The 15,899-nt window shown below is 70.6% G+C and carries 13 protein-coding genes and 2 pseudogenes; 8 read left to right on the top strand and 7 right to left on the bottom strand.

All coding sequences use genetic code 11. The features are described 5' to 3' along the window. Positions 1-390: 390 nt before the first annotated feature. Both ACIQU4_RS19740 and ACIQU4_RS19735 read left to right on the top strand, forming a co-directional pair. Entirely contained in the window at positions 391-1,635 is a 1,245-nt protein-coding gene (locus ACIQU4_RS19740; RefSeq protein ID WP_403732016.1) for a cytochrome P450, read from the top strand. A 348-nt stretch (positions 1,636-1,983) separates the two neighbouring features. Further along, on the top strand, positions 1,984-2,550 hold the full coding sequence (locus ACIQU4_RS19735) for a hypothetical protein (RefSeq protein ID WP_403732013.1): 567 nt from the start codon (positions 1,984-1,986) through the stop codon (positions 2,548-2,550). A 200-nt stretch (positions 2,551-2,750) separates the two neighbouring features. On the opposite strand, the gene ACIQU4_RS19730 is transcribed toward ACIQU4_RS19735, so the two are convergent. After that, a complete protein-coding gene (locus ACIQU4_RS19730; protein WP_403732010.1) occupies positions 2,751-3,278 on the bottom strand; it encodes a winged helix-turn-helix transcriptional regulator in 528 nt (175 codons plus the stop codon). Between the two features lie 149 nt (positions 3,279-3,427). Here ACIQU4_RS19730 and ACIQU4_RS19725 point away from each other — a divergent pair, with 149 nt between their 5' ends. Next, positions 3,428-3,805 carry a nuclear transport factor 2 family protein gene (locus tag ACIQU4_RS19725; RefSeq protein WP_403732005.1) on the top strand — a complete coding sequence of 126 codons (378 nt, stop codon included), beginning with the start codon at positions 3,428-3,430 and terminating at the stop codon, positions 3,803-3,805. Positions 3,806-3,867: 62 nt separating this feature from the next. Here ACIQU4_RS19725 and ACIQU4_RS19720 read toward each other — a convergent pair whose 3' ends face one another. Together ACIQU4_RS19720 and ACIQU4_RS19715 are read right to left on the bottom strand one after the other, a co-directional pair. Next, entirely contained in the window at positions 3,868-4,860 is a 993-nt protein-coding gene (locus ACIQU4_RS19720; RefSeq protein WP_403732002.1) for a helix-turn-helix domain-containing protein, read from the bottom strand. Between the two features lie 137 nt (positions 4,861-4,997). Then, on the bottom strand, positions 4,998-8,756 hold the full coding sequence (locus ACIQU4_RS19715; protein ID WP_403731999.1) for a S8 family peptidase: 3,759 nt from the start codon (positions 8,754-8,756) through the stop codon (positions 4,998-5,000). 235 nt (positions 8,757-8,991) lie between these two features. Here ACIQU4_RS19715 and ACIQU4_RS19710 point away from each other — a divergent pair, with 235 nt between their 5' ends. From ACIQU4_RS19710 to ACIQU4_RS19695, 4 genes are all read left to right on the top strand, one after another. Beyond that, a complete protein-coding gene (locus ACIQU4_RS19710; protein ID WP_403731996.1) occupies positions 8,992-9,267 on the top strand; it encodes a hypothetical protein in 276 nt (91 codons plus the stop codon). 329 nt (positions 9,268-9,596) lie between these two features. Then, positions 9,597-9,800, top strand: a complete 204-nt coding sequence (locus ACIQU4_RS19705) for a cold-shock protein (protein ID WP_403732127.1) — start codon at positions 9,597-9,599, stop codon at positions 9,798-9,800. Between the two features lie 454 nt (positions 9,801-10,254). Beyond that, positions 10,255-11,730, top strand: a complete 1,476-nt coding sequence (locus ACIQU4_RS19700; RefSeq protein ID WP_403731993.1) for an APC family permease — start codon at positions 10,255-10,257, stop codon at positions 11,728-11,730. Positions 11,731-12,375: 645 nt separating this feature from the next. Continuing rightward, positions 12,376-12,903, top strand: a complete 528-nt coding sequence (locus ACIQU4_RS19695) for a hypothetical protein (RefSeq protein ID WP_403731990.1) — start codon at positions 12,376-12,378, stop codon at positions 12,901-12,903. On the opposite strand, the pseudogene ACIQU4_RS19690 reads toward ACIQU4_RS19695, so the two are convergent. Next, positions 12,900-13,010 (bottom strand): annotated as a pseudogene (locus ACIQU4_RS19690) (IS481 family transposase); the annotation flags it as partial. The gene ACIQU4_RS19695 and the pseudogene ACIQU4_RS19690 sit on opposite strands and share 4 nt — an antisense overlap. Positions 13,011-13,195: 185 nt before the next feature. Next, the gene (locus ACIQU4_RS19685; RefSeq protein WP_053694109.1) at positions 13,196-13,399 is read right to left on the bottom strand and encodes a cold-shock protein; all 204 of its coding nucleotides are present in this window, start codon (positions 13,397-13,399) and stop codon (positions 13,196-13,198) included. Positions 13,400-14,202: 803 nt separating this feature from the next. On the opposite strand from ACIQU4_RS19685, the pseudogene ACIQU4_RS19680 reads away from it, so the two are divergent. Further along, positions 14,203-14,349, top strand: a pseudogene (locus tag ACIQU4_RS19680) (ectoine/hydroxyectoine ABC transporter ATP-binding protein EhuA); the annotation flags it as partial. Between the two features lie 215 nt (positions 14,350-14,564). On the opposite strand, the gene ACIQU4_RS19675 reads toward ACIQU4_RS19680, so the two are convergent. Both ACIQU4_RS19675 and ACIQU4_RS19670 read right to left on the bottom strand, forming a co-directional pair. Next, positions 14,565-15,152: a rhodanese-like domain-containing protein gene (locus ACIQU4_RS19675; protein ID WP_403731986.1), complete on the bottom strand. Its 588-nt coding sequence runs from the start codon at positions 15,150-15,152 to the stop codon at positions 14,565-14,567. Between the two features lie 246 nt (positions 15,153-15,398). Beyond that, positions 15,399-15,878 carry an SRPBCC family protein gene (locus ACIQU4_RS19670; RefSeq protein ID WP_403731983.1) on the bottom strand — a complete coding sequence of 160 codons (480 nt, stop codon included), beginning with the start codon at positions 15,876-15,878 and terminating at the stop codon, positions 15,399-15,401. Positions 15,879-15,899: the final 21 nt, after the last annotated feature.

The raw sequence follows: 15,899 nt of genomic DNA, 5'->3' as shown, positions 1-15,899 counted from the left end.
AAAGCGTTGGGTGGGTGGGCACTGGCTCGGCTGAGGGAGGGGGTTGTCGCGGCGGCCCGGCTGCGGCCGACGCCGGGGTGCACCGCGCACTGTCCGAGGCTGCCGCGCATGCGGGCGATCGCCGGGGACGCGACGCGCTTCGCCGCGGTGGTGGCAGAGTGCTGGACCTGTCCGGCGGCCCGCTGCGGGACGGGTACTCCATCCGGTGAGTCGATCCCCATGGGGTTTCGCCCCGTCGGGGCGGGCGGTGCTGCCCGGGAGGGGCGCCCTGCCGCCCGTGCCCGCCCGTCCGGCGGACGTCCCGATGCGCTCTTTCGATCGGGCCGGGGGTCGGGCAGGATGCCCGGTGCACCGGGAACTCCCGGGCGCCGGTCGCGAGACGGAGGCCGTGTGTCAGCAGGGCACGAGCAAGCGGAGCAGGCGGAGCAAGTGCTTCGGGACGCGTTCTACCGGGATCCCTACTCCCGCTACGCCCTCGCCCGCCGAGCCGAGGGGCTGACCTGGATACCGGAGGTCGACGCCTGGTTGGTCGCGCGCGAGGGCGACGTACGGGAAGTCCTGCGGCGCGCCGAGGACTTCTCCTCCGCGAACGCGTTGCTGCCGGACGTCCCGCTGTCGGAGGCTGCGCTCGGCGTCCTCCCGCGCGGTTTCGGGCCGCGGCCGACCGTGGTCTCCTCGGACGGCGCCGCCCACCTGCGCTACCGGGCCCCGTTGAACCGGGGCCTGTCCTCCGGCCGGATCGCGGCGCTGATGCCGTACGCGCGAGAGCAGGCGCGCGAGCTGGTGGACGCCTTCGCCGCGGACGGATCGGCCGAGCTGGTGGAGGCGTACGCCCGGCGGCTGCCGGGACTGGTCATCGGGCGGCTCATCGGACTGGATCGCGCCGACGTCCCTTCGGCGGTGCACGGCGGCTACCGCGCCGAGGAGCTGTTCTTCCGCCCGTTGTCGCCACCCGGGCAGGCGGCCGCCGCGCAGGACGTCGTGGCGCTCCAGCACTTGCTGGACGGCTACGTCCGCGACCGCCGGGCCCACCCCCGTGAGGACCTGTGCTCGGACCTCGTGGCCGGCTTGGCCCCCGGGGAAGGCGAGTTGACCCTCGAACAGCGTCACGAGCTCGTGGCCAATCTGCAGAACCTGCTGATCGCCGGTTTCCTGACGACGAGCGCGCTGATCTCCACCGCCCTGCTGCACCTGCTCAGCGACCGGGAGCAGTGGCTGCTGCTGTGTTCCGATCCGACGCTGATCGGCGCCGCCGTCGAGGAATGCGCCCGCTTCGACACGGCCATCCAGGGCTTTCGCCGGGTCACGACGCGGCCCGTGACGCTGGGCGGGACGAAGCTGCCGGCCGGGGCCACCCTGCTCGTGGCCTACGCCTCCGCCAACCGTGACGAGCACCGACGCGCGCGGGCCGACCGGTTCGACATCCGCCGTCCCGCGGACCGGCGTCACCTCGCCTTCGGCCAGGGGCCGCACAACTGCCCGGGCTCCCGCCTGGCCCGGGCCCAGCTCCACCTGACGCTGGAGCTGTTCTCGCACACCCTGCCCGCTCTGCGGCTGGACCGACGCCGCCCGCCGCCATCCATGCGTCCCACCCTCATCCACCGTTCACCCGAGACCCTGCACGTGGCCTGGTGAGCGCCGGTACCAGCCGTAACATCGGCTGACCGCGGCCCCAACTACCCCTGGAATCAAACCTGTTCACGATCCCTCCCGAACGTCTCACAGGGCTGCGGCACAGTTGCGAAGTTGTATGTGCAACGACCGCCGAGGGGGAAGGGGGACGCATGCCCGAGTACGCAGGTTCCGACGAGGAAGCGGAGAAGGACCTCATCGCGTACTGCGAGAAGATCGATTTCGAACCCGGAGTGGGTGGGCCGCGGACACGTGGGCCTCGTCCAAGGCCGCTCTCGGCAAGGGCCAGATCGGCGACACCCTTGCCAAGTGCCAAGTGCCAAGTGCCAAGTGCCAAGTGCCAAGTGCCAAGTGCCAGGTGCCAAGTGCCAGGTCCAGGGCAACCTCCTCGCCGCTGTGGCGGTAGCGGTAGCGGTAGTCGCGCTCGGAGCCGCGGGCTGCGGCACGAGCGACGCCGGCACCGGGGAGGCCGCCGCCGCGGTGCCGGTATCGCCCCGGCCTGCGGGCACCGGGCCGCTCACGAAGGACGTCGTGCGCACGGACCTCGACGCCTCGGCCGCGGCCGCGGGAGTCCCGGCGAACGCAGAGGAATACGCCCAGGCCGCCTCGGCCGGCGGGCCGTCGTCGTGCGCCGTCGGCTTCAAGGGCTTCGGGAGCAAGTCCGCTCCGGTCGACGCCGCCCGCCTGGATGCGGTGGTTCGCGGGCTGCGTGCGCGCGACTGGCAGCAGCCTCAGGAGCGGACGGAGCGCAAGGGCAAGGACGGCGCGATCGGCGAGGCGAGGGTGCTCCTCGAGCAGCGCGGCTGGAACATGGTCGCGGAGTACCGGGCCTTCGGGGAAGGGGGCGTGATCACCCTGACGGCCTTTGATGACGCATGCATGAAGGAGAGCGGCTCCGGCGCGACTCCGGCCGGCTGACCGCGGGCTTCCCCGCCGGTTCGACCTCCGCACGTCGGCGCGAGCCGACTGCCGTGCCGTCCGACGCCGGGTTCCGGCACGACTCCTGTGATGACGACCCCTCGATCGGCCGATCGGTTCGACGAGCGCGCAGAACCAGCAGCTCTTCTCGCGGGGTCGTCTTGCAGCATGGACGCTCTTCGGCAAGGCGCTTCGAAGTGCTACGTGGCGGCGGGGGTGATGCCCACGGGGCCCGCACCCGGCGCTCGGTTCGTGTAGCGGTCACGCATGGCGTCGCTCGCCGCAGGGCCCGCCGTGAAGACGTACGCGTCGCTGTCGTCGAGCCGCCGTCCGGATCCGGCGTCGACGACCACGGGCTCGACCGGCCGGCCGCTGCCGGCGTCGACGAGGATCATGCTGCGTTCCTCGGGTGCGAGGCGGGAGTTGCCCCACGCGGCCAGCGTGACGATTACAGGACGGAGGGACCGCCCCAGGGGAGTCAGTACGTATTCATGGCGGACGGGGTTGGTCTGGTAGGGCCGGCGCTCCAGCAGCCCGTCGGTGACGAGGGACTTCAGGCGGGTGGTGAGCATGCTGGAGGAGATGCCCAGGTTCTCCTGGAACTGGTCGAAGCGGGTGTATCCGTCGAAGGCGTCGTGGAGGATCAGCAGCGTCCACCACTCGCCGACGTGCTGCACCGTCGTGGACAGCGGGCACTCCCGGTCCTCCAGCCTGATCCGGCTCGCCATCGCGGCACTCTCCTCGGTTGGTGCTAAAGTGAAAGTAACTGGCTTCCATTTTAGCACTCACGCGGTGGGCGGCGGCGCCGGACCGGCTCGTGGACTCCTTCGGCGGCACAACCCACCGTCCGGACCCGACACCACCCCGAGGACCTGCCATGCACGACAACCAGACCCGCGCCGCGCGCACCGTGATCGACCCCGACGCCCTGCCCGAGACGATCACCCGCTACCTCAACGCCCACCGAGCGCACGACACCGCCACCGCCCTGTCCTCCTTCACCCCCGACGCCACCGTCACCGACGACGGCGCCACCCACCAGGGCACCGAGGCGATCGAACAGTGGCTGAGCCGGTCCGCCACCGAGTTCACCTACACCATCGAACTCACCGGCGCGCAGAAGACCGACGCCACCCACTACACCGCCACGCACCACCTCGAAGGCGACTTCCCCGGTGGCACCGTCGACCTGCGCTACGAATTCGCCCTCCGCGACCACGACCACCTCATCGAAGGCCTCGTCATCGCTCCCTGACCCGCTCCGCACCCCCGGCATACGCGCGAGGGCGCCCCCACCCGACGCACGGCGCGGGACCTTCACCGCGGTTCCGCCCAGCCGTTTCGGACGGCGTGAGCGCCGAGCTGTATCCGGGTCCGGACGCCGGCCATGTCCATGAGGTGGCGCAGGCGCCGCTGCAGCGTGCGCGGTGACACGCCGAGCTGGGTCGCGACCGCCTGGTCGGTCAGACCGGCCAGGAGGAGCGCGAGGATCCTGCGATCCAGATCGGTCGGGCCTTCCGGCCCGCGCTCCACGGTGGATTCGCCGGCCCCGCCGGTGCCCGACAGCTCCAGGGGGTGCGCGGTGAGCCAAACCGTCTCGAACAGCGCGTCCAACGCGTCCAGCAGACCGCTGCGGTGCAGCAGCACGGCCCCGGGCTCCCCGTCCGGTGTGACCGCGAGCGGCACGAGGCCGAGGTCGGCGTCGGCCAGTACGAGTTTCATCGGCAGCTGGTCGGCGACGCGCAGGTGCACCCCGATGCGCAGGGACCGGATCGCATCGGTCACGATGCCCGGCTCTGCCAGCGCGGCCCGGTCCAAAATGGCCCGGAACTGCACGCCGCGGCCGAGGGCCGCGGGCTCGGCCGTGTTCTCGTCCGGTGGCACGGCCACGAACGGTGCGGTGATGAAGGTGCGGACCTGTGTACGGGCCGCGTGCTGTACCTGCAGGAAGCGGTGACCGATGGCGTCGACGCCCGTGACGACCTCGATCAGATCGTTGATGCTGCTCCCGGTCATCGCCGCCCGGTGCTCCTCGGCGAAGGTCACCAGGGCGTGCTCGGCCATGCGCAGCCCGTCCCGGCGCTGGCTGATGAGAGAGCCGAGCGCCATGGCCGGCGGCGCGGCGGTGAACTGCTCGGCCGCCGACCTGATCACCAGTCCCCACCCGACCAGGCGGGACAGGGCCTTGTCCACGTCGGCTCGCGGTACGAGGAGCCGGTCGGACAGCAGCGTCGCGGTGGAGTTCGGCAGTCCGAGGAGCACCCGGTAGACGCGCTCGTCATCGGGTTCGAGGCCCAGCACATCCAGCATCGACGACCGACTCCGTTCCGCTTGCCACAGCGGGGAGAGTATGCGCCACGGCGGCAGGACATGAGTAGTCCCTGCCGCCAGCAACTCCGCCGGGAAGGGCCCCGGGGAGTCGCCTCCCCGGGGCCCGACAGCGCGGTTCATCGCAGGCCGTACGCCCGGATGATCTCGTTCTTGACGCTGTAGCCGCTGTTCGTCTCGGCGCCCGCGCGCACCGAGATGAAGCCGCCGGGCTTCTTCGCCGTCCTGAACGAACCCTTCCAGTAGCCGTCGGCGCCCTTGGCCAGGGCCACCTTCTGCCAGGTGGCGCCGTCGTCGTACGAGACGTCCAGCTTCACCGACTTGACGGTGCCCGGCAGGGTGCCGCCGTCCATCGACACCGGCTTGAGCGCGATCTGCTGGTTCGCATTGGCCCTGACGTCGCCGTGCAGGTCCGACTCCAGCTTGTAGTCCAGGTTCAGCACCGAGAACCGCTCGAAGAAGTCGGAGTCGACGGTGTCGGACATGAACGTCCACTCGGTGTGGGTGCGCGTCGAGAGCCGGAAGACGTCCCCGGGCCGCTCCGCGTCGAGGACGGCGCGGTAGGGCAGGTTGCCCTTCGGCACCTCGATCCACTGCATGTCCGTGCTGTACGGATTGTCGTGGATCAGCGTGTTGCCCTGGAAGACCTGCAGGTGGGTCGGCGTCTCACCCCACTGCAGGTAGCCGCCCAGCCGCATGGTGTCGCTGGAGGAGGCCCACGCCTGCACGTTCCACGTCATCTGGTTCTGCCAGCGGGAGTTGTAGACGCCGAAGGACTCGCCCTGGCCGGGGCGGATCGCCGGGGCGAACCAGTCCAGACGGGTGGTCCTGCCCTTCGCGTACGTGTTGTCGCCCGACACCATCACCCACGGCATGGCGCTTTGGACGCCCTGCGCATGGAACTCCCTCCAGACCTGGCCGGGGGTCACCCATTCGGTACGGGTGCCCGGGTGCCACTCGCGCTCGGGGAGGTTGAACGACGGGTTGAGGGTGAAGTCGGAACGGTAGCCTTCCGCCGCCCCGCCCTCCGTGGCCGAGTAGTAGCGGGCATCGATCCGGGCGAGATCACCGTGGGTCGGCTTGTAGACCAGGGCCCGGTCCGGCACCTGTCCGGGGTAGTCCCGGGTGAGGTCGTAGACGAACGGTGTGTACTCGGTCTGCTTCGCGGTCAGTTCGAAGGTGCCGGCCTTGGCCATCGCGATGAGGGTCTTGCCCGCGTCGCGGTGCACGGTGGCGACCGGGATGGCCGACTCGCCGACGTACTCCATCAGGGCACCGACACCGTCGTTGACCACGATCAGCGCCTTCGCACCGGCCGCGACCGCCGCCTCGGCGCGCGCCTGCGACGAGACCTCGTCGCTGCGCTCGACGACGACGGCCTTGCCCTTGGCGCCGACCTTCTCGTATGCGGCCGCCGCGCCGTTGCCCGCGTAGACCGCGTCCAGCTTGTCCGTGGCGGTGCTCAGCGCGCTGCCGGCCTGCACCAGTGCCTCGAAGCCGAGCCGGCCGCCCAGCGCGCTCAGAGTGAGCAGCGGCTCGCCCTTGCGCCAGCGGGTGATCAGCATGAACTCGCCCTGCGTCATCGGCTCCGTCGGTGAGACGTAGACGTCGTCGTACGTCGGCGGCACCACGTACCCGCTGCGGAAGTCCGTGAAGGGGTCGAGGCCCTTGTAGTGGACGTTGAAGTCGACCTTGCGCTGGCGGTCCTCGGTGCGCTGCGGCGCCTCGGTCCGCAGCAGGCGCGCCTTGCGGGCATCCAGCACCACGTCCGCGGAACGGTCCTTGAGCAGGGTCTCCGGGTCGACCATCACGGCCAGGCCCGAGCGGTCCGCGTACTCGCCGGCCACGTCGAGGTACGCCGCGACGGTGTACGTACCGGGCGCCATGCGCATGGTGGTCCGGCCGTCGACGTACACGGACCACGGCCAGAGGTCACCGGCCAGGTTGATCGTGGCCCAGCCGGCGGCGGGCTTGCCGTCCCGGCCGACCAGCTTGATGTTCAGGTCGTAGCGCTCCTCCTCCTTGAGCAGTGCCACGGAGGTGCGGGTCACCGGCTTCCCGGTGGTCGCATCGGTGCCTGTCACGTAGCCGACGTCCCGGCCGGCCGGGGCGGTTCGCGGGTCACCGGTCACCGGGACGGCGGCGGTGCCGCCCGCCGGGACGGTCACCGTGGTGGCTCCCAGCCTGAACGGGCCGCCGTCGTTCGTCAGAGCCAGGTTCAGCCTGACGTCGGAAGAACCGGAGTTGGTGAAGGTCAGGTCCTTGGTGACGGCGGCGTCGCTCGGCTCGTGCGGCCACGTGTAGTTGCCGAAGAAGAGCGATCCGGTGCTGCGGACCGTGGTGCGCACGGCGGCGGCCACGTCGAGACGGCCGGTGCCGACCTCGTACGGCGAGTACCGGTCGCCCAGCCCGTTCGCGGTGCTCATCAGGTGTTCCTTGAGCCGGGCGCCGGTCCAGTCCGGGTGCTGCTGGGCGAGGATCGCCGCCGCGCCGACCACGTGCGGGGTGGCCATGGAGGTGCCGCTGAGGGTGCGGTAGAGGCCCTCGCCGCCGCCGCTCATCTCCTGCGAGCGGGCCGCGGTGATGTCCACGCCGGGCGCCGCGATGTCCGGCTTCATGGCGCCGGAGTAGGCCAGCGGGCCGGTGCTGGAGAAGGACGCGAGCCGGTCCTGCTTGTCCGTGGCGGCCACGGTCAGCGCCGAGGCGGCCGCGCCCGGGGCGGAGATGCTCTCGGGGCCCGCGTTGCCGGCGGCTATGACGAACAGCGTGCCGTACTGCGCGGACAGCGCGTCGACCGCCTGCGACATCGGGTCGCTGCCGTCCGTCGGATAGGAGTCGCCGAGGCTCATGTTGACGACGTCCGCACCGGACTCGGCGGCCCACTGCATGCCGGCCATGACCCAGGAGTCCTGGCCGGAGCCCTCCGGACCGCCGAGCACCTTGCCGACGACCAGGTCGGCGCCGGGGGCGACGCCCTTGTTGGCACCGCCGGAGGCGGCTCCCGAGCCGACGATCGTACTGGCCACGTGGGTGCCGTGCCCGTTGACGTCGGTGACGGACTCACCCGGGACGAAGCTGGCCGTGCCGTCGATCAGGCCGGCGAAGTCGGGGTGGTTGACGTCGATGCCGGTGTCGAGCACCGCGACCTTGACGCCCTTGCCGGTGTACCCGGCCGCCCAGGCCTCGGGTGCGCCGATCAGCGGCACGCTCTCCTTCAGGTCGGCCTTCACACGACCGTCGAGCCACAGCTTCGCCACACCCGCGCCCAGCGTCGTGCCGCCCCGCGGCGCGACGTCGGTCCAGAAGGTACGGGCCTGCCGCTTCTCGGTGCTGAGCGCGGCACCGCGGATGCCCTTGAGGTCGCGGGTGAGCTTGCTGCCGCGGGGTGCCGTCGGCTCGCCCGCCGAGCGGGACTTCGACTGGGCGTACGTCGCGATCAGCGGCAGCGCGGCCGACTTCGCGTCGTCGTAGCCCATCTCGATCAGATCGGTGACGTTGAACAGCCGCCGGTCCAGCTTGTCGGTGCCCAGCAGCGGCACCGCCTCGTCCGGGATGACGAACAAGTCACCCTTGAACTGCTGGACCTTGACGCCGCCGACGGCGCTCGCGGGCCGTTTGACGTCGGCCGTCTGCCGGCCGTCGGCCATCGTGGTGACCGTGACGACATCGCCGGTGACCAGGGTGACCTTGTGGGTCGCCGAGGACTGGGCGGGGATGGTGGGCTTGCTCGGGGCGGCTTGAGCGGGCGCCTGCAGAACGGCGAGCCCGGACGCCAGCAGCGGAACCGCGATGGCGGCCGAGATCAGCTGCCGGCGCCGGCGCCGGCGCCAGCAGTTGTGCACGTGCCGGAAGGCAGAAGCCTGAGAGGGGGAGGACATGCCATGGGTCTATCGGCCCCGTAACACCGACGTGAAGGCCTGACGACGGCAAGTCCTCGCCATGGCAAGGACTCGCCAGCCGTGAACCACGCGAATCCGGGCAAGGCGAACCCGGCCCTGGCGAGCGAGAGTTGATCCAGCCGTTGCTGCTGGTCGGAGCCGCCCAAGCCGCTGTCCGCGCCGAAGACGACCCCCGGCCCGCAGCAGGGGACCGGCGGATCTGCGGGCCCGGCCGGTGGCCGAACCGGAGCCGAAGGCCCGGGCGATGCTTGCCCAATGGCGGACGCAGGCACCCGAACCGGTGCGCCTGCTCCTGCTGACGGATCCCGACGACTCGGTACGCGCGGCAGCCTGTTCGACCTACTACCGGCGGATTCCCCATCCCCGGCTTCCGGCGGAGGACCTGACGCGGCTGCTGGCCGTGCTTGACCTGGCGTGGGTACTGGGTTTGTGGCCCGTTCCGCGGCCGGGCGGGTCGGGTCTGGCGGCCGGATCGAGGGCGTTGACGTGAACGCGGGGATGCTCGCGGCGGCTGCCGCACGTACCGGTACCGTCCGGGCCCGGATCGTGTGGCGGGAGGCGAGCGCGGATGGGCGGGTGGGCGGGTGGGCGCGACGGTGTGGGCGCAGCTTGGGCGATCCCCGTACTTCGGCCCGCCCCCCGGCTCTGTGGCGGTCGAGCATGTCTGGCCGGCGCGAGAGCCGCGACCCTGTAGCCGAGTCTGAAAATGATGGATTGGACCGGTTCAGGGGTTTTGTTTGGTCTGGGGGTGGGTGGGGGAGGATCGGCGTGCTGCTGGGCGCGATCATGTGGCTGGCTCTTGTTACGGAAGGCTTGGGTATGGATCAGGGGACTGTGAAGTGGTTCAACGCGGAGAAGGGGTTCGGGTTCATCGCGCCGGATGACGGTACTCCGGACGTGTTCGTTCATTTCTCTGCGATCGACAGTTCGGGTTACCGATCGTTGGAGGAGAACCAGCGCGTGGAGTTCACCACCTCGCAGGGCCCCAAGGGTCCGCAGGCCGAGCAGGTTCGCCCCGTCTGACGGCGAGGATCCGGGTGACCCCGTGAAACGGGGTCATCTCCCGTGTGCAGCGCGCGAGTCGGTCCGAAGCGCGGTGAAGGACTCCAGCCCCCAAGGGCCGGCTGTGATCTCCCGGTTTTGGGACAGTGGTTGCGGGAGACGCTGATCTGTTCGCATAGCGGCGGGCCTTCGGGGCTGCGATGTCACTGCAGACGAGGACAGGACGGAAGAGAGCCCGTCGAGCACCAAGCGCCAAGGCCGCTGTCGCACCCCGACGATCAGCCACCGGGCCGGGCCCGGCGCCCTCGCCGGTGCCGCCCGGCCCGGCCCGGTATGGCGGAGGACGGGTTGGTTTCCGTACGGCCGGTCGCGTGAGTCGAACGGGATATAGGAGCGGAAGATGGTGAAAATGGTGCACTGAACGGTCCCTGCCTGCCGCGTGCCTCGGGTATCTGGAGGGGCCCTGGAAGGTGAGGTGTCCGCCGTGGTGGAGTCTTCTTCCGATGCCGAGGACGATGCGGGGTCCGTCGAGGCCGGGGGCTACCGGCAGGAGCTGAAGCGGACGCTCGGCTCCTTCCAGGTGTTCGCGATCTCGTTCGCGTTCATCTCGGTGGCAGTCGGCATCTTCGCGACCTTCGACGAAGTCCTGCAGACTGCCGGGCCGGTCGGGATCTGGTTGTGGGTCGTCGCGGCGGTGGGGCAGACCTTGGTGGCGCTGGTGGTCGCGCAGTTCGCGGCTCGCATTCCGCTCAGCGGTTCCTCCTACCAATGGGCCTCGCGGCTGGCCACTCCGAAGATCGGGTGGTGGTTCGGGTGGCTGACCTTCTGTTACCTGGCGATCGGTGTCGTGGCGGTCGACAACGCGCTCGCGAGCCAGGCGTTCATGCCGCTTGCCGGCATCACACCGGACGAGGACACCGCGCGCCTGATCACACTGGTGGTACTGCTCGTCCAGACGGTGCTGGCCGTGGCCTCCACGCGCCTCGTCAGCCTGATCAACACCGTCGCGGTGGGGCTCGAACTGGCGCTCGTCGTGGTGGTGGCGATCGCGCTCGTCATCGCTGTCGCGGTCACGGGCGACGGCGCGGTCGGCAACCTCACCTCGCGCGGTGTCGTCGAACACGCCCCCGACTACTTCGCGGTCGGCGGTGGCTTGATGCTTGCGATGATCATGGGACTCGCCACACTCGTAGGCTTCGACTCGGCGGCGAACCTGGCCGAGGAGGCCAAGGATCCGTTCCGCACCGTCCCGCGCGCGATCGTGGGTTCGGTCGTGGCGGCCGGCGTCCTGGGAATGCTGTTTCTGATCACGCTCACCATCGCGATCGACGACATCCCCCGTATCAGCGCCAACGGCTCACCGGTCGCGGCCATCTTGCGTGACCAGCTCGGTCCGGTGATGGAGAGGGTGTTGCTGGTCGCGATCACCATCGCGTTCTTCGGCGCCGGGATCGTGGTGATGGTCGCGTGCTCGCGCCTCGTCTTTGCGATGTCGCGCGACGGGCGCTTCCCCGCCCACCGCCTGATGCGGCGGGTGAACCCCCACACCAGGACACCGATCCCCGCAACCGTGCTGGTCTTCGCCCTGGGCATCGTTCTGATGCTGGCCCTGCCGGGCGCCGCGCTACTGGAACTGGTCACGGCCTCGACCATCCTCCCCGCGGTCACCTACGGCTCGACGATCGTGCTCTACCTGACGGTGCGCAGACGCCTGAGCCGCAAAAAGGGTGCCTTCGACCTCGGGCGCTTCGAACTTCCGGTCGCTGTCTGCGCTCTGGGGTGGACACTCATCGCGTTGTTCGTTCTGGTGACGCCGAACGAGGCGTTCGTCTCCGTCGTGATCGTGGCGGGCCTCCTCCTCCTGGGCGGCCTGTTCTTCATGGCCGTGCTGAGGTTCGACCGCCGGGCCATGGAGACCGAGCCGGGTGAGGTGGACTCTTTCGTCGGCTGACCAGGTGAGGGTGAATCGCGGTCTCCGCCGTCTCCAACCTGTCCAAGACCGACAAGGACCCGGCGGAGCGGCTGCCGACGGACGGCTCGTATCGCTGCACCCATGCCGAGACGTGGACGGGTACGACGCTTCGCCGGGATTCGGGGTGGACGAGACCGGGCGCCAGGCCCTCCTCGGGCGCACGGAGGACTGCCCGACGACGACCGTCGTTTTACGAAGCTGCCTCCCGACCCTCGCTTGCAGCCCCGCTCGCTTGGTCAGCGGCCTGAGCCTTGTCCCGGCTTCGGGGCGGGGCGCGACCCTGCCGGCCGCTGGGATCGCGGTGTGGTCGTCCGCCACGCGCGTCGGGCTGGGGCGTGTTGGGAGTTGCGATCAGTCTGGTCTGATCCGGGGCTTGGGGCCGCGCCGGGCTGCTGAATCGTTCATGTGACGTGACGTAAACCGAGTGACAGCGAGCGGGAGTTGGTCGAGCCAGCTGCTCGGCGGTACGGCGCCTGCCCGCAGGACGAGGCCGCCCCCGTCGTCCGCGCCGCCCCCGACTCGCTAGGCTGGCGGCCGACCGAACGGGGGGTGGTGCGGATGCTGGTTGCCCAGTGGATGCCGCGTAACGGGGAGCACTTCGGACCCATCTCGACTGGGCCTGCTGTGGCCCTGCTCGGGGTCGGCGGGGTGGTCGTCCTGGCAGCCGCCGTGGCGGCCGCGCTGTCGCGGCGGGAGCGCGGTTCCGAACGCTTGACCGGCTGGCTGTTCGGGCTCGGACTGACGATGTGCGTGCTGGGCGGGCTCGGGCTGCTGGTCCGTCACTCCGAGGACCAGCAGGCGAGCGACGGGCTGCACGCGGCTGGTCGGCAAGTCATCAGCGCGGCACTGGACTCGGCCCGGAGCTGCGCCACTGCCGCGCCGGAACCCACCTACGTCTACCCGAGCGGACTGCTGCCCGGCGGCGCGGCCACGTACGCTCCGCCGCCGTGCAGCGCCTCGCCGCGCCACGCACTCCTAGGCTCGACGGTGCTGACCTCCCTGGGCCTGTACCGGGCGCAGGCGGCGGCCTCCTTCGACACGCGCGGGCAGGTGACCGTGACCGACCCGAACAGCGGGAAGCAGGTCTGCGCCACCGTCCCGGACACCGCGGACGGCACCGGCGCTGTTGCCGACGGCCCATGCGGGGGCTAGGTGTATTGCCCAGTGAGGTTGGGGACGCGGCTGGCGGGTGGTTTGCCTGCGAGCGCGGTGTGTCCGCGGTGGTGATTGTAGGTGTGCAGCCACCGGGGGAACGCGTCGCGTCGTTGCTGTTCTGACTGGTAGGGGCGGCTACGCCCGAGCGGCAGCTCAGATGGCAGGCAGGTGCTGGTCACGCCGTCTATCGCCGTGTGTGCCTGGGCGTTGCGGATGACCGTCTGGGCCGCGGATACGGCAAGGCGCCCCGCACCGTTTGTGTCTGGGTGCGGGGCGCCGAGGTGTTCCGTCAGGCGGGGGTGACGTTCTCCGCCTGCGGGCCCTTGGGGCCCTGGGTGACGTCAAAGTTGACCTGCTGGTTTTCCTGGAGCTCGCGGAAGCCGCTGGAGTTGATCGCGGAGTAGTGGACGAAGACGTCCGGACCGCCACCGTCCTGCGCGATGAAACCGAAGCCCTTTTCCGCGTTGAACCACTTCACGGTGCCCGTAGCCATGTGTTTCCCCTGTCGAGGATCGTGGGGTACTGGCTTGTCAGTACCCCTGGGTGAGGTGATCGCCCTGGTCCTCGGACACTGCTGCACAGTACGACGCCCGCGATGCGAACCGCGGGCGCTGAGACTTCGGAGCCACGACTACTAGCAGGGACGTTAGCCGATCCGCAGTCGCCTGGCTACAGAACGCAGCGAATGCGGTGGACTGGGGGAAGGCGAACGTGGGCGTGGTCCGGGTCCGACCAGGAGTCCGCGGACAGGCTGATCGCGGTGTCCGTCGCCTCGAACGGACGCAAGGCGGACAGGGATCCGGTGGCCCGACGCCGTCAGGCGGCCGGCGCCGGTGACAACAGGCGCGAGCACACTTTCACTCTCCGGGGGGACTGCTGAGCTGGCGCACGCACCTTCCGGTGACTCTAGCTGGACAGGCAAGGGCGCTGATGGGGCATCCGGCATGGCCGGCGATGGGGGTGTGTCACGCGACCGCCGAAGAGGCAACCGCTCGCGGGCCGGTGCGGGCAGGTCCGGAGTCCTGGCAGACCTTCCGGTTTGCCGTTTGCCCCACGCCAAGCCCGCGGCGTACCAGGAAACCGTAGGAACCGGCCGGCGTCTGTGGATCGGGCTGTTCGGGTGGAGCGAAATCCGGGCCGGGCCGGGCCGGGCCGGACCGGAGCGTAGACCTTCGGTCCGAGAGGCAGGCTGCCGGCCCGGTGCGGGTGCCGGGGAGCGTGCGGCGGTGCTGGAGGCGTACGGGGCGCTGACGGCGGCGGAGGAGCGCTCGTACGCCGCGGCGAGGAGCTCCAGGTACGCACGAGCTCGGCTTCGCGCGCGAGGTCGCCGACACCGTCGTATCCATGGACGCCGGAGCCGTCCTCAAACAGGGGCCGCCCGCGGCCGTCCTGGACGACCCGCAGGACGCCCGCACGCACGCCGTCCTCTCCAAGGTGCTCTGACCGCGCGCGTTCCTCGTCATTCGAACGCAGCGGCCGCCTCTCGCAGCGGGCCGGCCACGAGTGCCGGTCGTAGGGAGCCCGTGCGCCGGGGGAGTAGGTTCCGACCTCCATGCCCTAACCGGGGAATCCGGGCTCGAAATCGACGACCGTCGACCGGCCGACCCGGTGCGGGTTGCTCGTGAGTAGGGCGGTCCGGGCCGGGAGTGCAGGGGTGGTCACGCGAGAGGCTCCTTGGGGGTGATGGACGGGAACGAGTTGTCCAGGAGCGCCTTCCCCCGCTGGTTGTAGGGAAGTCTGCCGAGTACGACCGCCATGCCGCAGGTGTTGCTGAGGGCGGAGAAGACCAGGCCGGCCGCGATCCCCGCGGACAGCAGCCGGAAGGCCGGGTGGACGAGAAGGCCGAGAACCAGGCCGAGGAGTACGACGGAGCCCGCGGTGAATCGGACTTGGCGCTCCATGGCCCAGACGGCCCGGGGACGGCCTTCGGGATGGGCGAGCCGGTGTCCCTCGGCCGCCCAGGCGGTGGTGCCGCCGGCGAGGCTCGACGCGTCGACGCCGTGGGAGGCCAGGGTGGCGACGGCGTTCTGCGCCCGGGCCCCGGAGGCGCACACCACCAGCAGGGGCCTGTGCTCGGCGGCCTGCCGGAGATCCGGCAGCGCCCGCCCGATGCGGTCGAGGGGGATGTTGACGGCCTCCGGCAGATGGCCGGACGCGAACTCGGCCGGAGTGCGGACATCGACGAAGGTCAGTTCGTGGCGGCGGGAGAACGCCTCGCTCACGCTCAGGGCGGCGGAAACACTCATGGCAGATCGCGGTCCTTGGCAGAGGGGGGAGGGCCTGCGCGGAAGGCCGGAGGCACGTGCCGGGGATCCTAGACATCGCAGCGCCCTTGCGGCCCCTACCCGCCACGACTGCCATACGGTTGCCATGCTGCGGCAACAACGGACGGCACTCGGCGTACGAGCGCCGTCTGCCGTGGGATCCCCGGCTCGGCGGATCCCCCCGGACCGCTGACGGCGATCGGCGCCGTCTCCCGTACCCGGGCCCCGTCAGTGTTCCTTCGGGGCGATGGCCATGAGCAGCCGGACGTACGGGGACCAGCGGGCGCGCCGGGCCGGGTGCTCGGCACGGTCGAGGCTGTCCTCCAGCAAGGCGTCGTGCAGCCAGCGGAAGGCCAGTGGCCAGCTCAGCCGGGCGATTCCGGTGACCCGCATCGACAGCGTGTGCCGCAACACCGTGTGCTCGTCGTCGACCGGCAGCACGGCGTACTCGTGGAAGCCGTGGAAGCCGCGGGGGCCGCTGAAGGCGAAGCGGACCCAGGTTCCCGGGACGTACGCGGCGACCGTGTAGCGGACCGGGCCGTGCCCGCCTTTCGCGCCCGCCGACAGCGGGCGGTCGAACTCCATGGGAGACCAGGTCCGGTGCGGCCAGAGCAGGTCGGCCGGTCCGTCGGAGAGCGAGTCGAGGAGGGCGCCGGCCTCGGCCGCCTTCATCGGCAGCAGGCGTTCGTGGACGTTGTGGACGGGCATGGAGCTCCTTCAATTGGAGAG

It is taken from the genome of Streptomyces sp. NPDC090741, assembly GCF_044769045.1.
Taxonomy (GTDB): domain Bacteria; phylum Actinomycetota; class Actinomycetes; order Streptomycetales; family Streptomycetaceae; genus Streptomyces.
Note: the sequence above shows the minus strand (reverse complement) of the source record. Positions and strands in the feature narration are given on the sequence as shown.